The following is a 24644-nucleotide window of genomic DNA, read 5'->3' as shown; positions in this document are numbered from 1 at the left end:
TGCGCCTGCTCGCTCATCGCAGCTCGGGCGCGCCCGCCGCCGAGCCGAGCCACTCCTGCTCGATCTTGGTCAGCTCGCCCTTCGACTTCAGGGCGTCCACGGCCTTGTCCACGCAGCTCTTGAGCGGGCTGCCCTTCTCCATCACCAGCCCGAACTCCTCGGGCGTGCCACCCGTCGAGCTGAACTGACCCACGATCTTGGAGTTCTCCACCTGCGCCGCCGTCACGTAGAAGGCCGTCGGCAGGTCCACGATCAGGGCGTCCACCTGCTTGTTCTTCAGCGCGTTCACGGCGTCGATCTGCTCGTTGTAGACGTTGGGATCCTGCGCCGGAGCGATGACGTTCCGCACCGCTTCGAGCGAGGTCGTGCCCACCTGTACGCCGATCTTCGCGTCCTTCAGCTCCGCCAGGCTCTTCGCCCCCGCGAACTTGCTCCCCTCGACCGCCACGACGGCCTGCTTGACCGTGTAGTAGCCCTTGCTGAAGTCGACCGCCTTGGCCCGCTGGGGCGTGATCGAGACCTGGTTGATGTCGAAGTCGAACTGCTTGTCACCCGGTGCGAACGCCGAGTCGAACTTCACGGTGTTCCACTGCACCTCGGTACGGTCGAAGCCGAGCTCCCCCGCCACCGCGAACGCCACCGCGCTCTCGAACCCCTGACCGTTGCTCGGGTCCTCCTTGAACCACGGCTCGTAAGCGGGCTTGTCGGTGCCGATGGTCAGCTTGCCCGCGTTGACGAGCTGCAACTGATCCTTGGCACAAGCGGTGGACGCGGTCGGGGCCGCCGCACCAACCGTGTCGTCGACCGGTGCGCAGGCGACGACCGCCGCCGCCAATGCGCCGATCGCGAGCAGCATCGAGGGACGGGCCATGGCCATGCCTCCAGGGGAAACGCGCGAAAGAACCACCGCATTCTACGCTGCCCATATAGGAAATAACTCCCCCAGTGTCCGCCTCTTGAGAAGCCCAGGTGCGCGGTCCCCGGAGGACCATGGCAAGGGGGTGCCGGGCGTCCGCCGGCGAGCGGTGCTCAGAGGGCCGTGGCAAGGAGTGCCTGGGATGCCGTGGGTAATTGGGGCCCGAGCAGCCGTGGCGGGTGGTGTCCCGGGTCGCCACGGTGACCGGGCAAGTACGGGCTCGCGTAACGGCGCTCAGCCGGTGAAGGGTCAGAGGCCGTTTCCTGGAGGGCCATCAGCCGCGTGCGGCGGGTGGTGGCGTTGGCAGCGCGTAACAGATGAAAAGGCCCCTCATCCAAAGAGGAGGGGCCTGATCGGGAAAACAGCTCAGCCCGCGACAACCTCAACATCCACGGAAGCAGAAACCTCCGGGTGGAGCTTGACGGTGACCTTGTGGGAGCCGACGCTCTTGATCGGGTTGACGATCTCGATGCGGCGCCGGTCCAGGATCGGGCCGCCGGCGGCCTTGACGGCGTCGGCGATGTCACCCGTGGTGATGGAGCCGAACAGCCGGCCGGACTCCCCCGCCCGGGTGGTCAGGCGCACGCGCAGCGCGCCGATCTGGCCGGCGACCTCCTTGGCGGTGCCCAGGTCGCGGATCTCGCGGGCGTCGCGAGCCTTCCTGATGGTCTCGATCTGCTTCTCGGCGCCGCGCGTCCAGCGCATGGCGTAGCCGCGCGGAATGAGGTAGTTACGGCCGTAGCCGTCCTTGACCTCGACGACATCGCCCGGGGCGCCGAGGCCGGAGACCTCGTTGGTGAGGATGAGCTTCATATCGACAGTCCTCCTTAGCGCGCGGTGCTCGTGTAGGGCAGCAGGGCCACCTCACGGGCGTTCTTGATCGCGGTCGCCACGTCACGCTGGTGCTGGGTGCAGTTGCCCGTCACCCGGCGCGCACGGATCTTGCCGCGGTCGGAGATGAACTTCCGCAGCAGCGCCGTGTCCTTGTAGTCGACGTAGGAGATCTTGTCGTGGCAGAACAGGCAAACCTTCTTCTTGGGCTTGCGCAGTGCCGGCTTGGCCATCGTGGTGCTCCTTTCAGAGCCCCGCTTTCAGAGCGGGAATGGACTCGGACTGTTGGACAGAGTTTAGAAAGGCGGTTCGTCGCTGAAGTCGCCGCCGCCGCCGAAGCCGCCGCCGCCCTGCTGGCCACCGCCACCGAAGCCGCCGCCACCACCGCCGCCGCCGCCCTGGAAGCCACCGCCCTGAGGCGGGGCGGGCGTCGCGGAGGCCCACGGGTCGTCGGCCGGGCCGCCGCCGAAGCCGCCGCCGCCCCCGCCACCCTGGCGGGAAGTGCGGTTGACCTTGGCGGTGGCGTTACGCAGGGACGGGCCGACCTCGTCGACCTCGACCTCGTAAACCGTGCGCTTCTCGCCTTCCTTGGTCTCGTAGGACCGTTGCTTGAGCCGCCCCTGCACGATGACCCGCATCCCACGCTGGAGGCTCTCGGCGGCGTTCTCCGCCGCCTGCCGCCACACGTTGCAGGTCAGGAAGAGGCTTTCGCCGTCTTTCCACTCGTTGGTCTGGCGATCCATGAACCGCGGAGTGGACGCGATGCGAAATCGAGCCACCGCTTGCCCCGTGGGGGTGAAGCGCAGCTCGGGGTCTTCGACAAGGTTGCCGACGATGGTGATTACGGTGTCGCCTGCTGCCATGGCTTGCGCTCGCCTTCCTGCACGCCTTGCTTGGGTTACGGCCCAGAGTACGGGGGGTCCCCGACAAAAGCCGGGACTTAGTGCACGTCCGGCCGGAGGACCTTGGTGCGCAGGATGCCCTCGTTGAGGTTCATCTGCCGGTCGAGCTCCTTGACCGTCGCGGGCTCCGCGGACAGGTCGATGACGGCGTAGATGCCCTCGGACTTCTTGTCGATGTCGTACGCGAGCCTGCGACGACCCCAGACGTCGACCTTCTCCACGGTGCCGCCGTCGTTGCGGACCACGGTGAGGAACTGGTCGAGGGACGGCGCGACGGTGCGCTCATCGAGCGAAGGGTCCAGAATGACCATTACTTCGTAACGACGCATGCGGGACTCCTACCTCCTCTGGACTCTTGCGGTCACGACACTCTGCCGTGACAGGAGGACGCTGTCGTATCTTCCCTGGCGCCCCTTTCGGCACCTGGGGGCGATGGATCACCCATCACAACGCAGCGTGCTCAAGGTTACCAGCCTCGGGTAGATGGGAAGGCCTTTAAGAAACCTAGGGGGTGATGACAGTGCCACACGTGCTTCAACCCTCCGAAAGGGAGCGGTTCAGGCTGACACTCAATACCGACGGACGCGCACATCCGACGGAGAACATCCTGGCCATCGCCACGCTGGCGCTCGGAGTGGTGGCGTTCGTATCGACGTTCTGGCTCGCGGCGCACATGATCTCGGCCTGGGTCGGCACGCTCGGCTTCGGCGTGGGGCTCTATTCCCAGTACATCTCGGCGACCACGCCGCAGCGCTCGCTCAACATCGTCGGCCTGGTCGGCGCCTTCGTGGGGGCCGCCCTCGGCATCGCCCACGGGGGCTTCCTGCCCCATCCATGAGCGACGGCCCCGGCGTGCCGCACCGGGGCCGTTTCCGAGCAGGACATCGCTAGCCGATGTGCAGGTCTATGCCGAGCAGGACCAGGAACCAGAGGAACACCGAGAGCAACGCCTCCGCGACGTCCCTGAGTAGTCCGGGGGTGATGTAGTCGTACACCCAGGCCACGTAGATCCCGATCACAACGTAGATCATCAAGATCAGCGCTCGTAAGCGCCACCGCGTCATCGCTCGTCTCCTCGCTTTGGGGGTGCCCCCGCGACTGCCCCACCGGCGCCGCGGCAAACGGATAGGCTCGCTGACATGGTGCGAATCGGAGCTCACGTCGATCAGGACGACCCCGCCGCTCATGCCGCCGAGGTGGGGGCCGAGGTGGTGCAGTTCTTCCTCGGCGATCCCCAGGGCTACGACAAGCCGGTGCTGCCCGCCAAGCCGGTGGAGGGCGTCGACCTCTACATCCACGCCCCCTACCTGATCAACGTGGCCACCACCAACAACCGGATCAGGATCCCCAGCCGAAAGCTGCTGGAGCAGCACCTCAAGGCGGCCGCGAGCCTCGGCGCCAAGGGCCTGATCGTGCACGGCGGCCACGTCAACAAGAGCGACGACCCGCAGAAGGGGTTCGACAACTGGCGCAAGGTGTTCGAGCGCATGGAGTGCCCGATCCCCGTGCTGATCGAGAACACCGCGGGCGGCGACAACGCCATGGCGCGCAAGCTGGAGCGCATCGCCCGGCTGTGGGACGCGCTCGACGGCTTCGACGTGGGCTTCTGCCTCGACACCTGCCACGCCCACGCCGGCGGCGAGGAGCTGGTCGACCTGGTCGATCGGGTCAGGGCCATCACCGGCCGCATCGACCTCGTCCACTGCAACGACTCGCGCGACGAGTTCGACTCAGGCGCCGACCGCCACGCCAACCTGGGCCAGGGCCGGATCGACCCCGAGGTGATCCTGGCGGTCTGCCGGGCGGCCGGCGCGCCCATCGTGGTCGAGACGCCCGCGGCGGGCCAGGCCGACGACATCGCCTTCCTCAGAAAAAATCTTTGAGGCCGCGCGGACCGGCGCAGGCCCCGGCCACCGGCGTGAACCGGCTGGTCAAGGGCTACTGGGGAAAACTTCTTAGGGAAAACACACAGCCTGTGGATAACTTCCCTGGATTACCGAGACGAAGAAAAGGGTATGGAGCTCAGCCCGCCCACGCGCCGCTGAGGAAGCGGCCGGTGTTGACGAGCGTGAGCGGCCCCGAAATCAGCGCATAGAGCACGATCACCCACGTCCTGCTGGTCGCGACCCTGGCGACCAGCACCCACAGGGGAAACCACAGCAGCAGCGAGCGCGGGATCGACAGGTAGAAGGCGGAGGTCATCAGCGCCCCCGCCTGCAGGCCCGTGTAGACCAGTTCGCTCCACCGGCGCAGCAGGAGCAGCCACACCAGCACGGCGAGCGCCACCACGGCCCCGGCGATCTCCATGCGGAAGGCGACCGCCATGTCGTCGGATCCCAGGGCCGAGCGCCAGGTCGTCCGCCACGCCTCCCACGGCCAGGCGAAGTCCCGCCCCCACCCGGCCTGCTGGGCGTGCTTCCAGGCCAGCCAGTCGCCGGACCGGCCGTACTGGTAATACGAGTACGCCACCAGCGGCAGGAACGGCACGACCAGCCACCCGGCCCGCCGCGGCGACTCCTTGGCCGTGAAGAACTCCACCACCAGCGCGACCGCGAGGAACAACCCGGTGATCCGCACGCAGGCGGCACCCGCGGCCAGCAACGCCGCCGCCGACCACGCGCCCTGCCGGGCCGCCAGCCAGGCCGGGATCGCGAAGGCCAGGAAGAGCGACTCGCTGTAGCCCGCCGCCAGGAAGACCGCCATCGGGAAGGACAGCAGCGCCAGCACCGCCATCCAGCCGTGCGCGCCCTCCACCTCGGCCAGCCGGGCCAGCGCCATCATGGCCACCGCCCCGGCCACCAGCGAGATCAGCAGCCCGGCCGCCGACCAGTCCGGGACGACGAAGTGCACCATCCGCAACATCACCGGGAAACCCGGGAAGAAGGCCGGCAACCCCTCGTCCACCGGCTCGCCGGGCTCGCCGTCGTACCCGTGTTCGGCGATCGTGATGAACAGTTCGGCGTCCCAGTGGCGCCAGCCCGCGACGTATTCGGCGAACGTCGTCCCGAGCAACGTCGCCACCAGCAGTCCGGCGCGCGAGCCCAGCCAGAGCAGCAGAGCGTCCCGCGCGGACGAGCGGGTGATCATCTCAGGATGGACGCCAGCGTGAACCGGTCGCGGGCGTCGTCGAAGACACCGCCCGTCTGGTCGTCGACGTCGGCCTGGCGCACCACGTCCTTGTCGGGGCGCAGGATGTCCCGCACGACGAACGCCATCATGATCGCGATGGTGATGACCCGCCCCCAGACGGCGGTGAAGTAGGTGTCGTCACCGATGCCCAGGTCGTCGCGGCTCAGCGGCGGCTGGGAGAGCAGGTAGAGCCAGATGGCGGCGAAATACCAGACCTCGGCGAGCTGCCACAGCACCAGCGGCTTCCAGTTGGGCCTGGCCAGCACGGCGAACGGCACCAGCCAGAGCACGAACTGCGGCGACCACACCTTGTTCGTCATCATGAAGGCGGCCAGCGCCAGGAAGCAGATCTGGGCCAGCCGTGGCCGGCGCGGCGCGGCGAGCGTGAGCACGGCGATGCCCAGGCACAGCAGCGCCAGCGCCGCCATGCCGAGCGTGCTCACGTCGCCCTGGCCCAGGAACCCCCACCCCTTGTTCTGGAAGAACAGCCACACCGAGCCCCAGTCCACCCCGCGATCGGCGGAGAAGACGTAGAACCTGCGCCAGCCCTCCCAAGCGAAGATCATGAATGGCGCGTTGACCACGATCCACGCGCCCGCCGCCGACCCCATTGTGACAAGGAACGGTCGCCATCTCCCGGTACGCCACGTGAGCAGGAACAACGCGCCCACGAACAGCAGCGGGTAGAACTTCGTCGCGATGGCCAGCCCGAGCAGCACGCCGGCCAGCACCTGCCGGCGCCGCGCCCAGGCCAGCAGCATGCCCATGGACAGCGCGCCCGCGACCAGGTCCCAGTTGATGTAGGCGGCCAGCACGACGGCGGGCGAGATGGCGTACCAGAGCGCGTCCCAGCACCGGGTCGGCCCGGCCACCGCGGCCATCAGCAGGACGCCGGCCACCAGGGAGACGCCGAGCAGGATGACCGTCAGGTCGTAGAACCTGACGGCCTGCGCGCCCACGTCCGTCTCCAGCCACCGGGCGAACCAGCTGATCACCTGCATGACCTCGCCCAGCACGACCGGGTATTCGACCTGCTTGTCGAAGGGCACGTGGGCGAAGTAGGGGTTCTCGGTGGACAGGGCCCGGTCGAAGTAGAGCGGGTAGATGTCGGTGTAGCAGAAGTTGGTGTACGTCGAGACCTGGTCGTTCCAGCCACCGGTGCGGCACGGCAGCCGCACCACGTATGCGAGGCTCGCCCCCAGGGCCGCGATCAGCCCCAGGGGCAGGTACGGAATGGTGCGCGCCACCAGGGGAACGCGCACCTCCGTGCTCGTCACTGCTCTCCGGACCCGGACGACCCTCCGGGGCCGCCCTGTCCGCGATCCGGCGGTCCGTTGCCGTTGCCGCCGTTACCGCCTGGAGCTTCGCCCACGCCGCCCAGACCGCTCAGGCCCTGGTCGTCGACATCGGAGGAGCCCTGCGGGAACTCGCTCTCACGATCGACGTCCGGGGCGTCACCACCGGTGTCGTCACCGCACGGCGGGATGATGCAGTTCTGCTCGCTGTCCCCGAGGTCGAACGGGTCGTCCTCCCCGGTGCTGAACGGGTCGTCCGGGGTCACCGTCGGCTTGGGCGCCGGGCTCGGCACGATGTTCTCCGGCACGCCGTAATCGGCCCTGGTCGGGAACTGCTCGACCGGCAGCCCTTCGTGCGCGAGCAGCATGAACCTGCGCCAGGCCGCCGTGGGCGGACCGGCACCCTCGAAGCCCAGACTGACCTCGAACGGCCGGGTGTAGGGGTTCTGCTGGTTGTACTTGGCGTGCGGCTTGCCGCCCGGGGTCTCCGGACAGTTGGAGTGGATGGGCGGGACGACCTTGCCCGTCTTCGTCCGGCACTCCTCGCGATAGAACCCGACCGCCGTCGAGATCTGCGGCGTGTAGCCGACGAACCAGGCGCCGTTCTCGTCGTTGTTGGTGCCGGTCTTGCCGGCCGCCGGCCGGTTGCCCAGGCCCTGACCCCGCGCGGTGCCGCTCTGCAGCACCGCCTCCATGGCGACCGTGGCGTCGGCGGCCACCTCGGGGTTGACGACCTTCTTGGGCGCGTTCAGCTCGGGATAGGCCACCTTCTGGCCCAGCTTGACCTCTCTCACCACGTGGTACGGACGGTACTGGCCGGCGTTGGCGAAGATCGAGTATCCCGCTGCCTGCTCGACCGCGGTGACCGGGGCGCTGCCGATGGCGAACTGGTAGTGGTGGTCGGTGACGTCCTTCTCCATCCGCTCCTGGTTGAACCCGGCGGCCTCGACCAGGTTCTTCACGTCGTCGATCTGGCCGGGCAGCTTGAACGCCATCGACACGTACGCGGTGTTGACCGACTCCGCGGTGGCCTTGACCACGTCGACCGCCCGGCCCACGTTGTGGCTGTTCCTGAAGCCGCCGGTCTGCTGGCCGGGTAGCTCCTTCGGAACCGTCTCGTTACCCGGAACGAAGCTCTTGAGCGAATATCCGGCCTGCAGCCAGGCCGCCAGGACGTAGGGCTTGAACGCGGAGGCCGCCTGTTTCTTGGAGTCGAAGGGCTCGTTCCACGGGTCCTCGAGGTAGTTGGTGCCGCCGAAGGTCGCCAGGACCTGGCCGGTCTTCGGGTCCACCGCGGCCAGGCTGCCGTGGAACTCCTTGTTCATGCCCTTCATCGTGTCCGTCATGGCGGTCGCGGCGGCTCTCATCAGCTTCTTGTCGAAGGTGGTGTAGATCTTGTAGCCGCCGGTGCGGATCTCGTCCTCGGTCAGGCCGCGGCCCTTGAGCTCCCGTATCACCTCGGTCACCATGTAGCCCTTGAGGCCGCCGTACTCCTCGTTCTTGGACTCCTTGACCGTCTTGGGGAACTTCGCGGTCTTCGGGAGATTGCCGTACTTCTCCGGGAACACCTTGGCCATCGCTTCGACGACCTTGTTGAAGCGGAACTTGAGCCCCGGGGCATCGGGCTCCCAGTTGGGCTGCTGGATGCGCGCCGCGAGGTAGGCGCCCTGCTCGGGCGTCAACTTCGCGGCGGATTTGCCGAAGTAGGCCTTCGCGGCGGCCTCGATGCCGTAGGCCCGGCCGAAGTTGATGGTGTTGAAGTAGGTCAGCAGGATCTGGTCCTTGGACATGGTGTCGTCGAGCTTGACCGCGACGAAGATCTCCATGACCTTGCGCTTGATCGACACTTCCTGGCTGAGGCCGTCGTAGTAGGCCCGGGCCATCTGCTGGGTGATCGTCGAGGCACCCTGCAACTGCTGACCGGACAGCGTCATCCAGGCCGAGCGGAAGATGCCGGAGATGGAGATGCCCGAGTCCTCGTAGAACGTGTCGTTCTCGATGGCTATGGCGCCGTCCTTGACCGAATCACTGATCTTGTTGATGTCGGTGAGGATCTCGCGCCTCATGCCCAGTTTGGTGATGGGCGACTTGTCCCGGTAGTAGAGAGTGCTCGCCTGCGCCAGCGCCTCGGACTGGGTCGCGGTGGGCACCGGGGTGTTGGCGTAGGCCACCATGACCATGCCGAACATGCCGGCCGCGAGCACCACGAACCCGGCCACGACGATCTTCCAGTTCGGCACGAACCTGCGCCAGCCGCCGCGTCCCCTGCCTTCCGGGGAATGCGGGGGTCCCGGGGGCTGCTCGGGGGGCCCGCCGCCCGAGCCCCGCCGGCGCGAGCGCCGCGGCCCGTCGCCGACCATGGTCTCCTGGTTACCCAGCGTGCGCGTGTCCTGGCGCGCGCGCGAGCGCGCCGGCGGCCGGTCGCCGCCATCGACGTATTCGTCGTACGGCTGCGCCGCCATGGCGCCCGTCTGCTCGTAGGCCGCTTCGGGACGGCGCGGAGGCGACCCCGCGCCCCAGCCCGCCTCGTCGTTCTGGGGCGGAGAACCCGGGGGCACAGAACGGGATGAGCCGGACCGGCGGCGCCTTCCACCAGGGCGTGGAGGCTGGCCGGGCCCCTCATGCATGCTGTTACTCACACGTCCTCGCATCGTCATCGGAACAAAACGGCGTTGGGGGCGTGAGGTTCCTCGCCGCCCTCGGTCTTCAAGCTCGGCCGACGAGGTCGGGCGGTCCGTTGCCGAGGACGTACGAAACCGTCAGGTGGTTCCAGGAACAACCTTGGCAGACCTCGACGACGTACACCCGGAACTCATCGTAATCATGAGCCATCGCGACGAGTTCCGACATGACCTTTGCCTGTCCGGCATGCCTCCCGAGGGAGTCGCCGTAGACATAGGTCACATTGGTGACGTTCTCCCTTTCGCAGACCGGGCAGAGACGTTCGGTCGGCTCGCCGAGGTGGCGCGCCGCGCGAAGGAGGTAGGGCTGTGCGTCACAGACGTCGCCGCGTGAGGTGCGTCCATTGCGCAGCGAGCGGACCACCGCCCGTTTCGCGAGGCCGTAATCCACCACCCTCCGCTGTGACCACATGAGCGCCAGACTACGGCTTTTTACCGATTCATCCCAACGACTTGGCAGATTCAATGATTGCAGTGATATAGCGGCGCGACGTATCCTCAGGATGTATCGGCTCGATACATCGACGCGAGAGGGGGCGGTTCCGGTGGCCGGCGGACAGGGCAGGGTCTTGGAGCTGGCCGTGCTCGGGTCGCTGCATGAGACACCACTACATGGCTATGAGCTGCGTAAACGGCTCAACGCCCTGCTGGGGATGTTCCGTGCGTTCTCCTATGGATCGCTTTACCCCTGTCTGCGTTCGCTACTGGCTCAGGGGCTCATCGCGGAGGAGCAACCCGAGCAACCCCCGATCGTCGGCGGCCGATCGAAGATCGTTTACAAGCTGACCGCCGAAGGCAAGGAACGGCTGCAGGACCTGCTGACCCAGGCCGGCCCGTCCGCCTGGGAGGACGAGAGCTTCGGCGTGCACTTCGCCTTTTTCAGGCACACCGAGGCCGAAGTACGCCTGCGCATCCTCGAAGGTCGCCGCAGCCGGTTGGAGGAGCGGCTGGACGCGGTGCGCACGGCGCTGGCGCGCACCAGGGAGCGGCTCGACAGTTACACGCTCGAGCTGCAGCGCCATGGGCTCGAGTCGGTCGAGCGCGAGGTGCGCTGGCTGAACGAGCTGATCGCAACGGAACGTCGGGCTTCGGAAGGGCCCGAGAGAGATACCACGTCAACTGATGAGTAAGGGAGCGAGTGCGATGGGTTCGGTTCGCGTGGCCATTGTCGGTGTCGGCAACTGCGCGTCGTCGCTGGTCCAGGGCGTTCACTACTACAAGGACGCCGACCCGGAGATCCGGGTGCCGGGCCTGATGCACGTGAAGTTCGGCGATTACCACGTCGGCGACGTCGAGTTCGTCGCCGCGTTCGACGTGGATGCCAAGAAGGTCGGCCGTGACCTCTCGGAGGCCATCGTCGCCAGCGAGAACAACACCATCAAGATCACGGATGTGCCGCCCACCGGGGTGACGGTCCAGCGGGGCCACACCTTCGACGGTCTGGGTGAGTATTACCGTGAGATCATCGAGGAGTCCGACGAGGCGCCGGTCGATGTGGTCCAGGTGCTGCGTGACAATCGCGTCGACGTCCTGGTGTCCTACCTGCCGGTGGGCTCGGAGGAGGCCGACCGGTTCTACGCGCAGTGCGCGCTGGACGCCAAGGTGGCGTTCGTCAACGCATTGCCGGTGTTCATCGCCTCCGACCCGGAGTGGGCCGCGAAGTTCACCGAGGCCGGCGTGCCGATCGTCGGTGACGACATCAAGTCGCAGGTCGGCGCCACGATCACGCACCGGGTGCTGGCCAAGCTGTTCGAGGACCGCGGGGTGGAGCTGCTGCGCACGTACCAGCTCAACGTCGGCGGCAACATGGACTTCATGAACATGCTGGAGCGCCAGCGGCTTCTCTCCAAGAAGATCTCGAAGACGCAGTCGGTCACCTCGCAGATCCCGCACGAGATGGCCAAGGCGGACGTGCACATCGGGCCGTCGGACCACGTGCCGTGGCTGGACGACCGCAAGTTGGCGTTCGTACGGCTCGAAGGACGCTCATTCGGCGACACGCCGCTGACCCTGGAGTACAAGCTCGAGGTGTGGGACTCCCCCAACTCGGCCGGGATCATCATCGACGCGGTCCGGGCCGCCAAGATCGCCCTTGACCGGGGGATCGGGGGGCCGATCCTGTCGGCGTCGTCGTACTTCATGAAGTCGCCGCCGAAGCAGTTCTCCGACGACGAGGCCCGGGACTCCGTCGAGAAGTTCATCCGGGGCGAGGTCGAGCGCTGACGCCCTGACCGGGGTCGTGACGAAGGCGCCGCGCCCGGCCGGGCGCGGCGCCTCCCCATGTGTTCGGGCGTCCAGTTTCGGATGTCCGAATCATGGCCTGTCAGATTTTTCGGTCATCGGGTCTTCTCGGATGTCAGGATCGCCCGGCCGGGCGTCGTCCCGACCGCCGTGCCGCCGGCCCGGCTAGAGCCGGGCCGCCGGAGGCAGGGCGGAGTCGGGGGCCGGTTGCCAGGTCATCGGGTCGGCGCCGAGCTCCGTGAGCAGCGGCACCTGCTCCCGGCACCACGGCGAGATCGCCAGCAGCCCTCGCTGCACGCCCTCGACGAACTCCTTCCACGGCATCCACAACACCTCCCCCACCTCCTCGGGGTTGGGCTCCACGGGAGCGTCGGCCGTCACCCGGTAGACCGGGCAGAGCTCGTGCTCGACGATGCCGTTGGCCATCACCGCCCGGTAGGCGAAGGTCGGCAGCATCAGATCGGCGTGCTCGGCGCGCAGGCCGAGCTCGTGGGACAGCCGGCGCAGGACCGCCCTCGCGGGTGGCTCGCCCGGCAGTGGGTGACCGCAGCAGCTGTTGGTCCAGACACCAGGCCAGGTGATCTTGTGATCCGCCCTCCTGGTGAGCAGCACGCGGCCTCCGTGATCGAAGACGTAGCTGGAGAACGCCAGATGGAGCGGGGTCTCACGGCCGTGCACCGACGTCTTGGGGGCGGTGCCGAGCGCATGGCCGTCATCGTCGACCAGCACAACGTGTTCCTCGGTCGTCACGCTATGAAGCGTACGAGATCATCGCCATCAAAGGGAACTTGTTGTTCATCTGCCGCACCAACCTCCGGGCATCCTAGACGACGCCCACAGGGCTAGGCTTGCGGAGTGTCATTCGTCGCCGATCTACGCGTTGTCCTGCGCGGCAGGGATTTCCGGCGGTTGTTCGGCACCCGGCTGACCTCCCAGTTCTCCGATGGGATCTTCCAGTTCGGGGTGGCCGGGTTCGCCTTCTTCAGTCCTGAGAGCCAGACGACCGCGATCCAGGTGGCCGCCGGCCTCGCCGTGCTGCTGCTGCCCTACAGCATTCTGGGACCGTTCGTCGGCGTGTTCATCGACCGCTGGTCGCGGCGGCAGATCCTGATGGTGGCGCCGATCGTGCGCGGCGCGTTGTTGCTGCTCGCCGCGGCGCTGGTCGCCGCCGACGTGCCCGACTGGGCGTTCTACGGGGCGGCGCTCGGCGTGCTCGGGGTCAACAGGTTCTTCCTGACCGCGCTCGGCGCCTCGCTGCCGCACGTGGTGCCCGCCGACCGGCTGATGGCGGCCAACGCGGTCACGCCCACCTCGGGCACGGTGATCACGTTCGTGGGCGCGGGAGCGGGGTTCCTGCTGCGCGAGGTGTTCGGCGGCGACGACCGCGGCGCGGCGCTGCTGCTGATCACCTGCTGCGTGCCGCTCGCGCTGACCGCGCTGATGGCGCGGACCATGGGGCGCGACCTGCTCGGCCCCGAGCCCGACCTCAACCGGCCGCAGGCGCGCGAGGCCATGCGCAACGTCGTGACCGGCCTGGCCGACGGCGCCCGGCACCTCGTGCGGCAGCGCATGGCCGCCGCCACGATGGGCGCGATGGCCACCCACCGGTTCTTCTACGGCATGTCGACCGCGCTGGGCATCATCCTCTACCGCTACTACTTCACCGACGGCGACCCCGAAGCCGCCCTGCGCGGGATCGGCCTGGTGGTGGCCACCTCCGGCGTCGGCTACTTCCTCGCCGTGATCATCACCCCGTACACGACCGAGTGGTTCGGCATCGAGCGCTGGGTGCCGATCGCGCTGGGCGCCTCCGGGGTGCTGGCGGCCGCGCTGGTGCTGCCGTTCCAGGAGTGGGGGCTGCCGGTGGCCGGGTTCGTGCTGGGCGTGTCGGCACAGAGCGTCAAGATCTGCGCCGACACCACCGTGCAGCGCGACGTCCGGGACATCTACCTGGGCCGCGCCTTCTCGATCTACGACATGCTCTTCAACGGCATGTACGTGCTCGCCGCGGCCCTGTCGGCGCTGATCCTCCCGGCGAACGGCAAATCCTACGCCACCGTCGCGATCATCGGGGTCGGCTATGTGGTGGCGGCGTTCGCGTACCGGATGGTCACGGCGCCCTCCTCACGCGCCGAGGTCACCTGACCCCACCTCGTTGGCCCGGGCCCACTCCAGCAGCGCCGCGGTGGCCGCGTCCTTGCCGATCACGCCCTTGTCCAGCCTGATGTCGAGCAGGAACTTGTAGGCCTGCCCCACCACCGGCCCGGGACCCACGCCGAGCACCCGCTGGATCTCGTTGCCGTCGAGCTCGGGCCGGATCTTGGCCAGCTCCTCCTCCTCGGCGAGCCGGGCGATGCGCTCCTCAAGGTGGTCGTAGGTCCGCGACAGCGCCGCCGCCTTGCGCTTGTTGCGCGTGGTGCAGTCGGCCCTGGTCAGCTTGTGCAGCCGGTCCAGCAAGTGCCCCGCGTCGCGCACGTAGCGGCGCACCGCGCTGTCGGTCCACTCCCCCGTGCCGTAGCCGTGGAAGCGCAGGTGCAGCTCGACCAGGCGCGCGACGTCGGAGATCACGTCCTTGGGGAACTTCAGCTCCGTCATCCGCTTCTTGGTCATCTGCGCGCCGACCACCTCGTGGTGGTGGAACGACACCCGGCCGCCCGCCTCGTGACGCCGCGTCTTCGGCTTGCCGATGTCGTGCATGAGCGCCGCCCAGCGCAGGACACGGTCGGGCTTGCCGTCCTCCTCCTGCGCGATGGCCTGCTCGAGCACGGTCAGCGTGTGCTCGTAGACGTCCTTGTGCCGGTGGTGCTCGTCGATCTCCAGGCGCAGCTTGGGCAGCTCGGGCAGCACGTGTCCGGCCAGGCCCGTCTCGACCAGCAGTCGCAGCCCCTCGCGCGGATGGACGCCGCAGACGAGCTTGTCGAGCTCGTCCCGGATGCGCTCGGCCGAGACGATCTCGATGCGCTCGGCCATCGCGCTCATCGCGGCCAGCGCCTGTGCGTCCACCTCGAACCCGAGCTGCGAGGCGAACCGGGCGGCCCGCAGCATGCGCAGCGGGTCGTCGTCGAAGGACCGCTCCGGCGTGCCGGGCGTGCGCAACCGCCCCGCCCGCAGGTCGCTCATGCCGCCGTAGGGGTCGACGAACTCGTGGCCGGGCAGCCGCACCGCCATCGCGTTGACCGCGAAGTCACGCCGCTCCAGGTCGGCCTCCAGCGTCTCGCCGTAGACGACCTCCGGCTTGCGCGACTTCGGATCGTAGGACTCGCTGCGGTAGGTCGTGATCTCGATGAGCCAGTTGCCCTTGCGCAGCCCGACCGTGCCGAAGTCGATGCCGATGGTCCACACGGAGTCGGCCCAGCCCCTGGCGATCTCGAGCACCCGCTCGGGACGCGCGTCGGTGGTCAGGTCGAGGTCGTTGCCGGCACGGCCGAGCAGCAGGTCACGCACCGGACCGCCGACGAGGGCCAGCTCATGGCCCTGCGCCACGAACAGGCGACCGAGCTCGTCGGCCACCGGCGCGATCTTGCGGAACAGGTCGGTCATGGCCCGATGCCGGCTTTCGGTCAGAGTTGAGTCGGACAAACGCGAAGAGTCCTTCCGGAACATATCCCCCGAGCCACATCGGGTCCGGGTTACCGTCGGTCAAGGGACCGTCGGGGGGCATGGAACAAGGCAAGGAGGACTATATGAAGGACGCCCTCGCGATCCATCGCTGGCTCCTCGCACACCAGGTCCATCATGAGATCGTACGCCTTCCGCGTCCCATGACATGCGCGGAAGAGCTGCCGGAAACGCTCTCCGCGGCGCCCGAGAGGTGCCTCATGGTCACGGTGCTCGATGCCGTCACGCGGTTCGGCCACGAGGTCGTCACAGCGGTCACCAGCACGGTCGCCTGCCCGCCCCGGCCCGGTGCCGTCGGCGGCCGGCTCGGCCTGCGCAAGGTGCGACCGGCCTCGACCCACGTGGTCAATTCGGCGACCGACTACGCGGACGGGCTCGTGTGCCCGCTGCTGCTGCCGGAGTCGCTGCCCATGTTCATCGACGACCGGCTGATCGCCGACGACGACCCCGTCTTCACCGCCACCGGCGAGCGGCACACCGCGCTCTCCATCCGGGCGCTCGACCTGCTGGCACTCCTTCCAGGCAAGATGGTCGACCTATGTGGATCACGACCGAGAGGATCTCGTGCGGCGGTCGCACGACGGCACTGAACCCGTACCATTGCGGGCGTGCCTCGTCGTTACCCAGCTCGGGCATCCGCGTGATCCGTAAGGCCACGCTGCTCGTCGCGTTGTCCACCGCGTTGCTCGCCCCGATGATGGCGGCGACGGCGTCGAGCACGGCTGCCACCAAGGTGAGCAGGCAGACGGTCGCCGTGACGATCTCCTCGATCACGCCGGACGTGCCGAGATCACCGACCGATGAGATCAAGTTCTCCGGGACGGTCCGCAACGACACCGGCACCCCCCAGTACAACCTGCGGGTGAGCCTGCGCTACGTGGCGCAGAAATTCACCGACCGCGCCACCATGGCCGCTTACCAGTCCGACGAGAACCCCGCGACACTCCCGTGGAATGTCTCGGACAGCTCGGGCATGGACATCCCGGCGCTGGCCGCCGGCGCGTCGGTGCGCTGGGAGTTCACCGCCACGCCGGTGCAGCTCGGCTACAACTCGTTCGGCGTCTATCCGGTGGCCGTGCAGGTGGCCCAGAACCGCGTGCCGATCATGACCCCGCAGCGCACCTACCTCACGTACGCGCCCCCGACCGTGCCGAAGACGCCGCGCAACCGGCTGGCGATCGCCCTGCCCGTCATCGACCAGCCGCACCGGGCCACCGACGACGCCACGTTCATCGACGACAAGCTGAGCGAGGCGCTCGGCGACCGCGGCCGGCTGGCCGACCTGGCCGAGATCGCCCAGGTCGCGCCCAAGGAAGTCACGTGGTTCATCGAACCCGCGCTGCTCGACGACCTCGACACGATGAAGAGCGCGTACAGGGTCAAGACCAAGGACGGCACGCAGTCCAAACCCGCCAATCCCGCCGCCCAGGAGTGGCTGACGACCATGCGCACCTCGCTGGCCGCCTCGCCCGTGGTCGCGGTGCCGTACGCGGACCCTGACGTGGCGGCGCTCGCGCACCAGGGGCTGGACACGCAGACCGACAAGGCGATGAGGATCGGCGGGGACCTCACCAGGAGGCTGCTCAACCCCGGTGCCAAGACCACCGTCAACTGGCCGCCCGCCGGAGTGCTCGACCCCGACGCGCTCGACCTGCTCTCGGTCAGCGGCGACAAGGTGAACAGGGTCCTGCTCAACGCCACCAACCTGCCGCCGCAGCCGCCCGTCGCCTTCACCCCCGACGCCGCCTCGACGCTCGACTCGGTCAACGGGCCCGTCACCGCGCTGGTCGCCGACCCTGAGCTGAGCCGCCTGTTCGAGCCCGCGTCGTCCACGTCCGTGCTGCTCAGCTCGCAGCGCTTCATCGCCGAGACGGCGATGATCTCCTCCGAGGTCGGCCAGACCTCGCCGAGGTCGCTGGTCATCGCCCCCTCGCGGCGCTGGAACCCGAACCCGACACTCGTCACCTCTCTGTTGGGGGTCGCGCAACGGCTGCCGTGGCTGCGGCTCACCCCGCTGGAGTCGCTCAAGCCGAGCCGGGTGTCGGTCCCGCGGGCCGGCCTGACCTACACCGAGCACGACCGTAAAAACGAGCTGACCGAGAAATACCTCACACCGGTCAAGGACGTCGGGGCGAAGGCGGATCTCACCTCCCTGATCACGGAGCAGAGGGTCCCCTCCGGCTTCGACAAGGCGGTGCTGCGTCTCAGCTCGACGGCCTGGCGCGACCACACGCGGGTGGGCCGCTCGGTGACCAACCAGGTCAAGGCGGCGGTGACCACCAAGACGGACGAGGTCCAGATCACCGGCTCGGGCCCCGACCGGTCACGTGCCATCGCCGGCAGCAACGGAGTCGTGCCGATCAGCGTGCGGAACTTGCTGAGCATCCCCATTCTTCTGTACATCGACGTCAGGTCGAACAACCCCGACCTGCTGCAGGTCGCCTTCCCACAGGACAAGCCGCTGAGGATCGGCGGCAGGCAGAGCGGCACGGTGCAGGTGCCGATGACCGCCACCACTGACGGCGACGCGACCGTGACCGTCCAGCTCAAGACCACCGACGGGCGCCCGTACGGCAAGCCGCAGAAGCTGACCATCCGCACCACCGGCTACACCGGGATCGCCCTGGTGATCGTGGGAGCGGCGCTGACCGTGATGCTGGCCGCCGTGGTGATGCGCGTGCTGCGCCGCCGCTCGGAGCGCAAGCTCGCGCGGGCCGCCAAGAACCGGGAGAGTGAAGCCGTATGAGCCGCATGCTTCGGGCCAGCGCCATCATGGCGGCGGGCACCATGGTGTCCAGGGTCACGGGGTTCGTGCGGACCATGGTGCTCGCCTACGCCATCGGCACGGCGGCCCTGGGTGACTCCTACAACGCGGCGTACGCGATCCCGTACAGCATTCTCGACCTGCTGCTGCTGGGCGTGCTGAGCAGTGTCGTGGTGCCGATGATCGTGCGGGCGCAGCAGCACGACCCCGACGGTGGCCGGGCCTACGAGCAGCGGTTGCTGACGATCTCCACGGTCGCGCTGATCGCGGTGGCGGCGGCGGCCGTGGTCGCCGCCCCGCTGCTCATCGACCTCTACACCGTCTGGGCGCCGGGGAGCAGAAGGTTCGAGGTCGGGGTCACGCTGGCCCGGTTCATCCTGCCGCAGCTCGCCTTCTTCGGAGTCGGCGCGGTGGCGGGCGCCATCCTCAACACGCGCGACCGCTACGGCGCCCCCATGTGGGCCCCCGTGCTCAACAACCTCGTCCAGATCTGCGCCCTGCTGGCCTACGTCGTGGTCGGCACCGGCCGCGGCGACATCAGCAAGGTCACCGACTTCGACCTGGCGCTGCTCGGCCTGGGCACCACGGCCGGCATCGTGGCGCAGGCGGCCGTGCTGATCGTGGCGCTCAAGCGGGTGGGGTTCTCGTTCGTGCCCCGGCTCGACGTGTGGAACGCGCGGCTGGGCGAGATGACCAAGGCCGGCATCTGGACGATCGGCTACGTCGTGGTCACGCAGCTCGGGTTCATGCTGACGACCAACCTGTCGAGCTCGGCGGGCGACGCGGTGCCCGGGCACGGCATCAGCCCGTACACGCTGGCGTTCCAGCTCTTCCAGCTCCCGTACGGCGTCATCGGCGTCTCGGTCATCACCGCGATGCTGCCGCGGATGAGCCGGGCCGTCACCGAGGGGCGCTTCGGAGACGTGCGCGGCGAGTTCGGGTCCAGCGTACGGCTGATCTGCGCGCTGCTGGTGCCGGTGTCGTTGCTGCTCATGGTGCTCGGCCCGGCGATCACCGTGCCCATCTACGGCCACGGCGCCAACACCATCGCCGACGCCGTCTACATCGGCAACGTGCTGCAGGTCTACGGACTGGCGCTGGTGCCGTTCGCGGTGTTCCAGCTCTTGCTGCGGGTTTTCTACAGCTTCGGCGACACGCGGACGCCGGTGTTCGTCGGGGCGGGCACCACGGCGGTCAACGCGGCGCTCATGCTGTTGTTCTACGTATTGTTGCCGGCCCGTTATGTGGTGATGGGGCTGGCGCTGGCGTACGCGATCGCGTACGCGCTGGGTGGGGTCACCGCCTGGTGGCTGGCCAGCCGCCGGGTTCAGGGACTGGGTGGATGGACCATCGGCATGGCGCTGACCAGGATGTACATCGCAGCCCTGCCCACGGCCGTGCTGGGGCTGGCAGCGGTGTGGGTGGTCACGGGGGTGTTCGGCGGGCTAGGGTTCATCAACTCGCTGATCGTTCTGGCCGTCGGCGGGGGCCTGGGATTGCTGCTCTATCTCGGTATTGCGCACAGAATGCGCATCCCTGAGGTCAACTCGATCGTTGGGACGGTCGCCAGGCGGGTAGGCCGGTAAAGAACGCGGCCGGAATCTACTCGGCACTACCATGGAGCTCGACACGCGCGAATGGAAGCAGGAGGGGCGTGGGCGGATCCACCCGGCATAGCGCGCCTTCGTGGGACACGTCCACGCAGGTGAGTGGAGTCATGAATACGCCCGATCGGCCTAGCGGAGTGAGCCTGTGAGCACGTCGGCCGTCGAACCCGGCACCCGCCTCGCCGAGCGCTTCCGGCTCGAGGACCGCGTAAGCGAGTCCGACGGGGCCACCTTGTGGAAGGCCATCGACGAGATCCTCGCGCGTCCCGTCGCCGTGCACACCTTCGGACCGGGCTTCCCGCGCGTCCACGAGGTCGTCACCGCGGCCCGCGCCGCGAGCAGGCTGACCGACCCGCGGCTGACCCAGGTCTTCGACGCCGCCGAGGACGAGAAGGCCTCCTACGTGGTGAGCGAGTGGGTCACCGGCGACACGCTGACCGACCTGCTCGCCTCGGGCCCGCTGGAGCCGGAGCGCGCGGCCGGGCTGGTCGCCGAGGCCGCCGAGGCGCTGGCGCACGCGCACGAGGCGCAGCTCTACCACCTGTGCCTGCGCCCCGCCCACCTGGTGTGGACGACCGGCAACACGGTCAAGGTGCTCGGGGTGGCCGTCGACGCGGCGCTGTCCGGGCTCACCACCGACCAGCCGGCGCTCGACGACGCCGAGGGGCTGGGCCGGCTGCTCTACGCCGGGCTGACCGGTCACTGGCCGGGCGACGAGGAAGAGGGCGGGCTGCCCGCGGCCCCCATGAGCGACGGCCATTTCTGCACGCCCCGGCAGGTCACCGCCGGGGTGCCCGGCTACCTCGACTCGATCACGGTGCGGGCCTGCCTGCCCGAGTCGCGCAGGGGCCAGGGCGCGCTGACCAGCCCGGCGTCGGTGTCCGAGGCGCTGGCCGACGTGGCCAGGCCGATGCCGATCCCGATCGCCTACCCCTCCACCCCCGCGGTGGCCTCCGCCTCGCACACCGAGGGCCTGGACATCGCGCACCGCCAGCATCACCTCACCGTGCCGGCGCCGCCGCTGCCGCCGCACCGCCCGCCGAGCGGCGGCAGCGGCGGCTCGCTCAACCGGGTGCTGATGACCGTGGTGGTGCTGCTGGTGATCGTCGCGGTCGGTGTCGGGGCGTGGACGATCGGCCGCAGCCTGGGCAGTCCGAGCTCTACGGCGACGCCGAGCGCCGGCGGCCCGACCAACTCGGCTTCCGCCCCGGCCGAGGTCGAGGCCGTCGAGCCGGAGCGGGCGCAGGCTTTCGACCCGCTCGGAGGCGGCGGCGAGCAGGACGAGAAGCCGGAGCGGGCCCCGCTGGCCATCGACGGCAAGCCGAGCACGTTCTGGGAGACCGAAGGCTATTCCAACGCCGAGCTCGGCGGACTCAAGAAGGGCGTCGGCCTCCTGCTCGACATGGGCAAGTCCATGCAGATCAGCGACGTGGTGGCTACGCTGGCCGATACGCCGGGCGCGACCGTCGAGCTCAAGGTGGGCGACTCCCCCGATCTTGACTCGCTGAAGACCGTGGCGACCGAGAAGAACGCAGCAGGTAAGACCACCTTGACCCCGGAAGAGGCGACAAGCGGTCAGTACGTTTTGATCTGGTTTACGCGTGTTCCGGCGGATGGAGGCAAGTTTCATGGCACCATCTATGAAGTAGTGGTGCACTCTCCCGGATCGGCATAATCAGGAAACCCTCTTGTGAACTCCCCACCCGAGACACCCTCAGCAGCGGAGCGGCCGGCGGTCACGGACGCCGCGCTGCTGACCGCGCACATCAACGGGGATCCACACGCCTTCAGCGAAATCGTCAAGAGGCACCGCGACCGCATGTGGGCGGTCGCCCTGCGGACGCTCGGTGACCCGGACGAGGCCGCCGACGCCGTGCAGGACGCCTTCGTCTCCGCCTACCGCAAGGCAGCCACGTTTCGCGGCGAGGCGGCCGTCACGACCTGGCTCCACCGCATCGTGGTCAACGCCTGCCTCGACAGGATGCGCCGCAAGTCCGTCCGGCCGGTGGCCGACGACGAGCTCATCGAGGCCGCCGAGCGCGAGACCCCGCTGCCCGACCAGACCCTCGAGCGCGAGGTCTCGATGGAGGTTTCGGCCGCGCTGAAAATGCTGCCCAGCGACCAGCGGGCGGCGCTGGTGCTGGTCGACATGATGGGCTATTCGGTCGAAGACGCAGCTCAAGTGCTCCAGGTGCCCAGCGGCACGGTGAAGAGCAGGTGCGCCCGCGGGCGCGCGAAACTTGCCCCAATTCTTTCGCATCTGCGGAACCGAACGGACCTCAATCGCGTCTCATCCGCGAAGGGAGCAGAACTTCGTGACGGGTGATACGCACTACGATCTGGAAATCCTCGCCGAACTGGCCGAGGGTCTCCTGGACGTCGGCACGGCACGCCAGGTCCGCGAGCATCTCGCGGTCTGTGACCCATGCGGGGAGCTTCTGGCTGACCTTGCGGCGGTTCGCGAGGTGCTCGCGGCGACCCCCACACCGGCCATGCCGATGGGTGTCGCACTGCGCATCGACAGGGCGCTGGCCGCGGAGGCGGAATCCACGCGCGGCGGAGGCGTGGGCCTCGCCGAGCCACCCGACTGGGACGAACTCATGCGGGACGCCCCGTGGGAGCGACCGGTCGAGTTGCCGGCGCGGGTGGTCCCCGAGCCGGTGAGCACGGTTCCGGAGGAGGAGCCCCTGCGTCTCGGGGTGGTCTCCGACGACGGCACCATCGTCCCCGCCAAGCGGAGGGCCAGGCGCCGGTGGGCGGTGCCCGCCGTGGCGGCCGCCGCGGCGGCGGTCGTCGTGGGCACGGCCGTGGTCTCGACCACCCTGCTCGCCACCGGTGGAGGCGAGACCGGCAGCGGCGGCGCCAGTGAGGGCGTCGTGGCCAAGTCCGGGACACCGCCGAGGGCGGAGGTGTCGGCGCGGGCGAGGTCCTACGCGCTGACCGACAGCCGTCACAACTACAGCGACCACGACCTGCGCCAGCCGCTCGAAAGCATGTTCGGCTACGCCACCATAGTGGGTGGCGACGCCTCCGACAACGCGAAGGTCGACAAGTGCGTCAGCCGGGTGGTGGGCCGGTCCAAGCTGCCGACGTACGCGGTCGACCAGGGTCTGTACAACGGCCAGGATGCCCTCATCATCGCCTCCTTGAAGGACAAGGCCGCCCAGACGATGCGCATCGACATCGTTGACCCGTTCAACTGCAAAAACCTACGTAAACCCGCGCTTGGCCGCTGGTAACGCAAAATCCGGTGGCGCAAGTCACTCCAAAGGGCCCGCTTCGGCGGGCTCTTTTCTTTAGGCGTGCTCTGTGTCCCGGCGAGGTGGGTGGGGGCGGGAATCAGGGCGCCCTAGGATCTGTTGACGCCGATGCAACCGCAGACGAGGAAGGCGTGGAGCGTTGAGCGACGTTCGTAACGTGATCATCATTGGGTCCGGCCCGGCGGGTTACACCGCGGCCGTCTACTCCGCGCGCGCCGAGCTCCAGCCGCTGGTCTTCGAGGGCTCGGTGACCGCGGGCGGCGCGCTCATGAACACCACCGACGTGGAGAACTTCCCCGGGTTCCCCGACGGCATCATGGGTCCCGATCTCATGGACAACCTGCGCAAGCAGGCCGAGCGGTTCGGCGCCGAGCTGGTGGCCGACGACGTGATCGAAGTGGACCTGGAGGCCAACCCCAAGGTCGTCAAGACCCACAGCGAGACCTACTACGCCAAGTCCGTCATCCTGGCCATGGGCTCCGGCTACCGCGAGCTGGGCCTGGCCAACGAGAAGCGCCTGTCCGGGCACGGCGTGTCCTGGTGTGCGACCTGTGACGGCTTCTTCTTCCGCAACAAGGACATCGTGGTCGTCGGCGGCGGCGACACCGCGATGGAGGAAGCCACGTTCCTGACCCGGTTCGCCCGGATGGTGACGGTGGTGCACCGCCGCGACTCGCTGCGGGCCAGCAAGATCATGCAGGAGCGTGCCATCGCCAACGAGAAGATCCGCTTCGTCTGGGACTCCGAGGTCGTGGACGTGCTCGGCGACTCCAAGGTCGAGGCCGTGAAGCTGCGCAACGTCAAGACCGGCGAGGAGTGCGAGCTGGCCACGGACGCGCTGTTCCTGGCGATCGGCCACGATCCGCGTACGGACCTGGTCAAGGGCCAGATCGATCTCGACGAGAACGGGTACATCAAGGTGGCCTCCCCGTCCACCGCCACCAACATCGACGGCGTCTTCGCGGCGGGCGACGTCGTCGACCACACCTATCGCCAGGCCATCACCGCGGCCGGCACCGGATGCTCTGCCTCGCTCGACTCCGAGCGCTGGCTGGCCAACACCGAGAAGTAAGGAGCGCACCGTGAAGGCAGTCACCGACGCCACTTTCGAGGCCGACGTTCTCAAGAGCGACAAGCCTGTGCTGGTCGATTTCTGGGCCGAATGGTGCGGCCCGTGCCGTCAGGTTGCGCCGATCTTGCAGGAGATCGCGAGCGAGCACGCCGACAAGCTGGAGATCGTCAAGCTCAACATTGACGAGAACCCGGAGGTTCCGCGCCAGTACGGCGTGCTCCAGATCCCGACGATGAACGTCTACAAGGGTGGAGAGGTCGTGAAGCAGATCATCGGTGCCAAGCCGAAGGCCATGCTGCTGCGCGAGCTCGAGGGCATCATCTAGCAC

General features: G+C 68.3%; 25 protein-coding genes. 13 read left to right on the top strand and 12 right to left on the bottom strand.

All coding sequences use genetic code 11. The features are described 5' to 3' along the window. Positions 1-13: 13 nt before the first annotated feature. The 5 genes from ABGB18_RS30575 to rpsF all read right to left on the bottom strand — a co-directional run bounded on the left by ABGB18_RS30575 (position 14) and on the right by rpsF (position 2978). Positions 14-877, bottom strand: a complete 864-nt coding sequence (locus ABGB18_RS30575) for an ABC transporter substrate-binding protein (RefSeq protein ID WP_347699086.1) — start codon at positions 875-877, stop codon at positions 14-16. Positions 878-1282: 405 nt separating this feature from the next. Beyond that, a complete protein-coding gene (gene rplI / locus ABGB18_RS30570) occupies positions 1283-1729 on the bottom strand; it encodes a 50S ribosomal protein L9 (RefSeq protein WP_090937737.1) in 447 nt (148 codons plus the stop codon). Between the two features lie 14 nt (positions 1730-1743). Then, positions 1744-1980: a 30S ribosomal protein S18 gene (rpsR, locus tag ABGB18_RS30565; RefSeq protein WP_020543048.1), complete on the bottom strand. Its 237-nt coding sequence runs from the start codon at positions 1978-1980 to the stop codon at positions 1744-1746. A 63-nt stretch (positions 1981-2043) separates the two neighbouring features. Next, positions 2044-2610: a single-stranded DNA-binding protein gene (locus tag ABGB18_RS30560; RefSeq protein WP_347699085.1), complete on the bottom strand. Its 567-nt coding sequence runs from the start codon at positions 2608-2610 to the stop codon at positions 2044-2046. A gap of 77 nt (positions 2611-2687) precedes the next feature. Continuing rightward, positions 2688-2978, bottom strand: coding sequence for a 30S ribosomal protein S6 (gene rpsF / locus ABGB18_RS30555; protein WP_026214314.1), 291 nt, complete (start codon positions 2976-2978; stop codon positions 2688-2690). Positions 2979-3178: 200 nt separating this feature from the next. Here rpsF and ABGB18_RS30550 point away from each other — a divergent pair, with 200 nt between their 5' ends. Continuing rightward, entirely contained in the window at positions 3179-3487 is a 309-nt protein-coding gene (locus tag ABGB18_RS30550) for a hypothetical protein (protein WP_347699084.1), read from the top strand. 49 nt (positions 3488-3536) lie between these two features. On the opposite strand, the gene ABGB18_RS30545 is transcribed toward ABGB18_RS30550, so the two are convergent. Next, positions 3537-3713: a hypothetical protein gene (locus ABGB18_RS30545; protein WP_347699083.1), complete on the bottom strand. Its 177-nt coding sequence runs from the start codon at positions 3711-3713 to the stop codon at positions 3537-3539. 75 nt (positions 3714-3788) lie between these two features. Here ABGB18_RS30545 and ABGB18_RS30540 point away from each other — a divergent pair, with 75 nt between their 5' ends. Beyond that, the gene (locus ABGB18_RS30540) at positions 3789-4532 is read left to right on the top strand and encodes a deoxyribonuclease IV (RefSeq protein ID WP_347699082.1); all 744 of its coding nucleotides are present in this window, start codon (positions 3789-3791) and stop codon (positions 4530-4532) included. 139 nt (positions 4533-4671) lie between these two features. Here the strand turns inward: ABGB18_RS30540 and ABGB18_RS30535 are convergent, their stop codons facing one another. The 4 genes from ABGB18_RS30535 to ABGB18_RS30520 all read right to left on the bottom strand — a co-directional run bounded on the left by ABGB18_RS30535 (position 4672) and on the right by ABGB18_RS30520 (position 10166). After that, on the bottom strand, positions 4672-5736 hold the full coding sequence (locus tag ABGB18_RS30535) for a mannosyltransferase family protein (protein WP_347699081.1): 1065 nt from the start codon (positions 5734-5736) through the stop codon (positions 4672-4674). After that, positions 5733-7055 carry a glycosyltransferase 87 family protein gene (locus ABGB18_RS30530; RefSeq protein ID WP_347699080.1) on the bottom strand — a complete coding sequence of 441 codons (1323 nt, stop codon included), beginning with the start codon at positions 7053-7055 and terminating at the stop codon, positions 5733-5735. Before ABGB18_RS30530 ends, ABGB18_RS30535 begins: the two co-directional genes overlap by 4 nt. After that, a complete protein-coding gene (locus ABGB18_RS30525) occupies positions 7052-9631 on the bottom strand; it encodes a transglycosylase domain-containing protein (protein ID WP_347699079.1) in 2580 nt (859 codons plus the stop codon). Before ABGB18_RS30525 ends, ABGB18_RS30530 begins: the two co-directional genes overlap by 4 nt. A gap of 148 nt (positions 9632-9779) precedes the next feature. Further along, positions 9780-10166 (bottom strand): DUF5318 family protein, encoded by a 387-nt coding sequence (locus ABGB18_RS30520; RefSeq protein WP_347699078.1) that lies wholly within the window; start codon positions 10164-10166, stop codon positions 9780-9782. A 133-nt stretch (positions 10167-10299) separates the two neighbouring features. On the opposite strand from ABGB18_RS30520, the gene ABGB18_RS30515 reads away from it, so the two are divergent. Together ABGB18_RS30515 and ABGB18_RS30510 are read left to right on the top strand one after the other, a co-directional pair. After that, positions 10300-10884 (top strand): PadR family transcriptional regulator, encoded by a 585-nt coding sequence (locus ABGB18_RS30515; RefSeq protein WP_347699223.1) that lies wholly within the window; start codon positions 10300-10302, stop codon positions 10882-10884. A gap of 13 nt (positions 10885-10897) precedes the next feature. Continuing rightward, on the top strand, positions 10898-11977 hold the full coding sequence (locus ABGB18_RS30510) for an inositol-3-phosphate synthase (protein WP_347699077.1): 1080 nt from the start codon (positions 10898-10900) through the stop codon (positions 11975-11977). Positions 11978-12160: 183 nt separating this feature from the next. On the opposite strand, the gene idi is transcribed toward ABGB18_RS30510, so the two are convergent. Continuing rightward, complete coding sequence (gene idi, locus ABGB18_RS30505) at positions 12161-12745, bottom strand: isopentenyl-diphosphate Delta-isomerase (protein ID WP_347699076.1); 585 nt, start codon at positions 12743-12745, stop codon at positions 12161-12163. A gap of 105 nt (positions 12746-12850) precedes the next feature. On the opposite strand from idi, the gene ABGB18_RS30500 reads away from it, so the two are divergent. Further along, the gene (locus ABGB18_RS30500) at positions 12851-14140 is read left to right on the top strand and encodes an MFS transporter (RefSeq protein WP_347699075.1); all 1290 of its coding nucleotides are present in this window, start codon (positions 12851-12853) and stop codon (positions 14138-14140) included. Here ABGB18_RS30500 and ABGB18_RS30495 read toward each other — a convergent pair. Beyond that, positions 14120-15598, bottom strand: coding sequence for a CCA tRNA nucleotidyltransferase (locus ABGB18_RS30495; RefSeq protein WP_347699074.1), 1479 nt, complete (start codon positions 15596-15598; stop codon positions 14120-14122). The two genes, ABGB18_RS30500 and ABGB18_RS30495, sit on opposite strands and share 21 nt — an antisense overlap. Positions 15599-15678: 80 nt before the next feature. Here ABGB18_RS30495 and ABGB18_RS30490 point away from each other — a divergent pair, with 80 nt between their 5' ends. The 8 genes from ABGB18_RS30490 to trxA all read left to right on the top strand — a co-directional run bounded on the left by ABGB18_RS30490 (position 15679) and on the right by trxA (position 24641). Continuing rightward, complete coding sequence (locus ABGB18_RS30490) at positions 15679-16203, top strand: YbaK/EbsC family protein (RefSeq protein ID WP_347699073.1); 525 nt, start codon at positions 15679-15681, stop codon at positions 16201-16203. Between the two features lie 50 nt (positions 16204-16253). Then, a complete protein-coding gene (locus tag ABGB18_RS30485; RefSeq protein WP_347699072.1) occupies positions 16254-18359 on the top strand; it encodes a DUF6049 family protein in 2106 nt (701 codons plus the stop codon). After that, positions 18356-19963, top strand: a complete 1608-nt coding sequence (gene murJ / locus ABGB18_RS30480) for a murein biosynthesis integral membrane protein MurJ (protein ID WP_347699071.1) — start codon at positions 18356-18358, stop codon at positions 19961-19963. The genes ABGB18_RS30485 and murJ overlap by 4 nt, the downstream gene beginning before the upstream one ends. A gap of 166 nt (positions 19964-20129) precedes the next feature. Beyond that, positions 20130-21659: a protein kinase family protein gene (locus ABGB18_RS30475; protein WP_347699070.1), complete on the top strand. Its 1530-nt coding sequence runs from the start codon at positions 20130-20132 to the stop codon at positions 21657-21659. 15 nt (positions 21660-21674) lie between these two features. Further along, the gene (gene sigM / locus ABGB18_RS30470; protein ID WP_347699069.1) at positions 21675-22310 is read left to right on the top strand and encodes an RNA polymerase sigma factor SigM; all 636 of its coding nucleotides are present in this window, start codon (positions 21675-21677) and stop codon (positions 22308-22310) included. Then, the gene (locus ABGB18_RS30465) at positions 22300-23223 is read left to right on the top strand and encodes a hypothetical protein (protein ID WP_347699068.1); all 924 of its coding nucleotides are present in this window, start codon (positions 22300-22302) and stop codon (positions 23221-23223) included. The genes sigM and ABGB18_RS30465 overlap by 11 nt, the downstream gene beginning before the upstream one ends. A 160-nt stretch (positions 23224-23383) precedes the next feature. Then, entirely contained in the window at positions 23384-24316 is a 933-nt protein-coding gene (trxB, locus tag ABGB18_RS30460) for a thioredoxin-disulfide reductase (RefSeq protein WP_347699067.1), read from the top strand. 10 nt (positions 24317-24326) lie between these two features. Beyond that, complete coding sequence (gene trxA / locus ABGB18_RS30455) at positions 24327-24641, top strand: thioredoxin (protein WP_347699066.1); 315 nt, start codon at positions 24327-24329, stop codon at positions 24639-24641. Positions 24642-24644 lie beyond the last annotated feature (3 nt).

This window comes from Nonomuraea sp. B12E4, from assembly GCF_039871825.1.
In the GTDB taxonomy this organism is placed as follows: domain Bacteria; phylum Actinomycetota; class Actinomycetes; order Streptosporangiales; family Streptosporangiaceae; genus Nonomuraea.
Note: the sequence above shows the minus strand (reverse complement) of the source record. Positions and strands in the feature narration are given on the sequence as shown.

Bases quoted from the DNA above. Each gene is read 5' to 3' on its own strand.
- ABGB18_RS30575 (WP_347699086.1), bottom strand. From the start codon at position 877: ATGGCCATGGCCCGTCCCTCGATGCTGCTCGCGATCGGCGCATTGGCG.
- rplI (WP_090937737.1), bottom strand. From the start codon at position 1,729: ATGAAGCTCATCCTCACCAACGAGGTCTCCGGCCTCGGCGCCCCGGGC.
- rpsR (WP_020543048.1), bottom strand. From the start codon at position 1,980: ATGGCCAAGCCGGCACTGCGCAAGCCCAAGAAGAAGGTTTGCCTGTTC.
- ABGB18_RS30560 (WP_347699085.1), bottom strand. From the start codon at position 2,610: ATGGCAGCAGGCGACACCGTAATCACCATCGTCGGCAACCTTGTCGAA.
- rpsF (WP_026214314.1), bottom strand. From the start codon at position 2,978: ATGCGTCGTTACGAAGTAATGGTCATTCTGGACCCTTCGCTCGATGAG.
- ABGB18_RS30545 (WP_347699083.1), bottom strand. From the start codon at position 3,713: ATGACGCGGTGGCGCTTACGAGCGCTGATCTTGATGATCTACGTTGTG.
- ABGB18_RS30540 (WP_347699082.1), top strand. From the start codon at position 3,789: ATGGTGCGAATCGGAGCTCACGTCGATCAGGACGACCCCGCCGCTCAT.
- ABGB18_RS30535 (WP_347699081.1), bottom strand. From the start codon at position 5,736: ATGATCACCCGCTCGTCCGCGCGGGACGCTCTGCTGCTCTGGCTGGGC.
- ABGB18_RS30520 (WP_347699078.1), bottom strand. From the start codon at position 10,166: ATGTGGTCACAGCGGAGGGTGGTGGATTACGGCCTCGCGAAACGGGCG.
- ABGB18_RS30510 (WP_347699077.1), top strand. From the start codon at position 10,898: ATGGGTTCGGTTCGCGTGGCCATTGTCGGTGTCGGCAACTGCGCGTCG.
- ABGB18_RS30495 (WP_347699074.1), bottom strand. From the start codon at position 15,598: ATGTTCCGGAAGGACTCTTCGCGTTTGTCCGACTCAACTCTGACCGAA.
- ABGB18_RS30490 (WP_347699073.1), top strand. From the start codon at position 15,679: ATGAAGGACGCCCTCGCGATCCATCGCTGGCTCCTCGCACACCAGGTC.
- murJ (WP_347699071.1), top strand. From the start codon at position 18,356: ATGAGCCGCATGCTTCGGGCCAGCGCCATCATGGCGGCGGGCACCATG.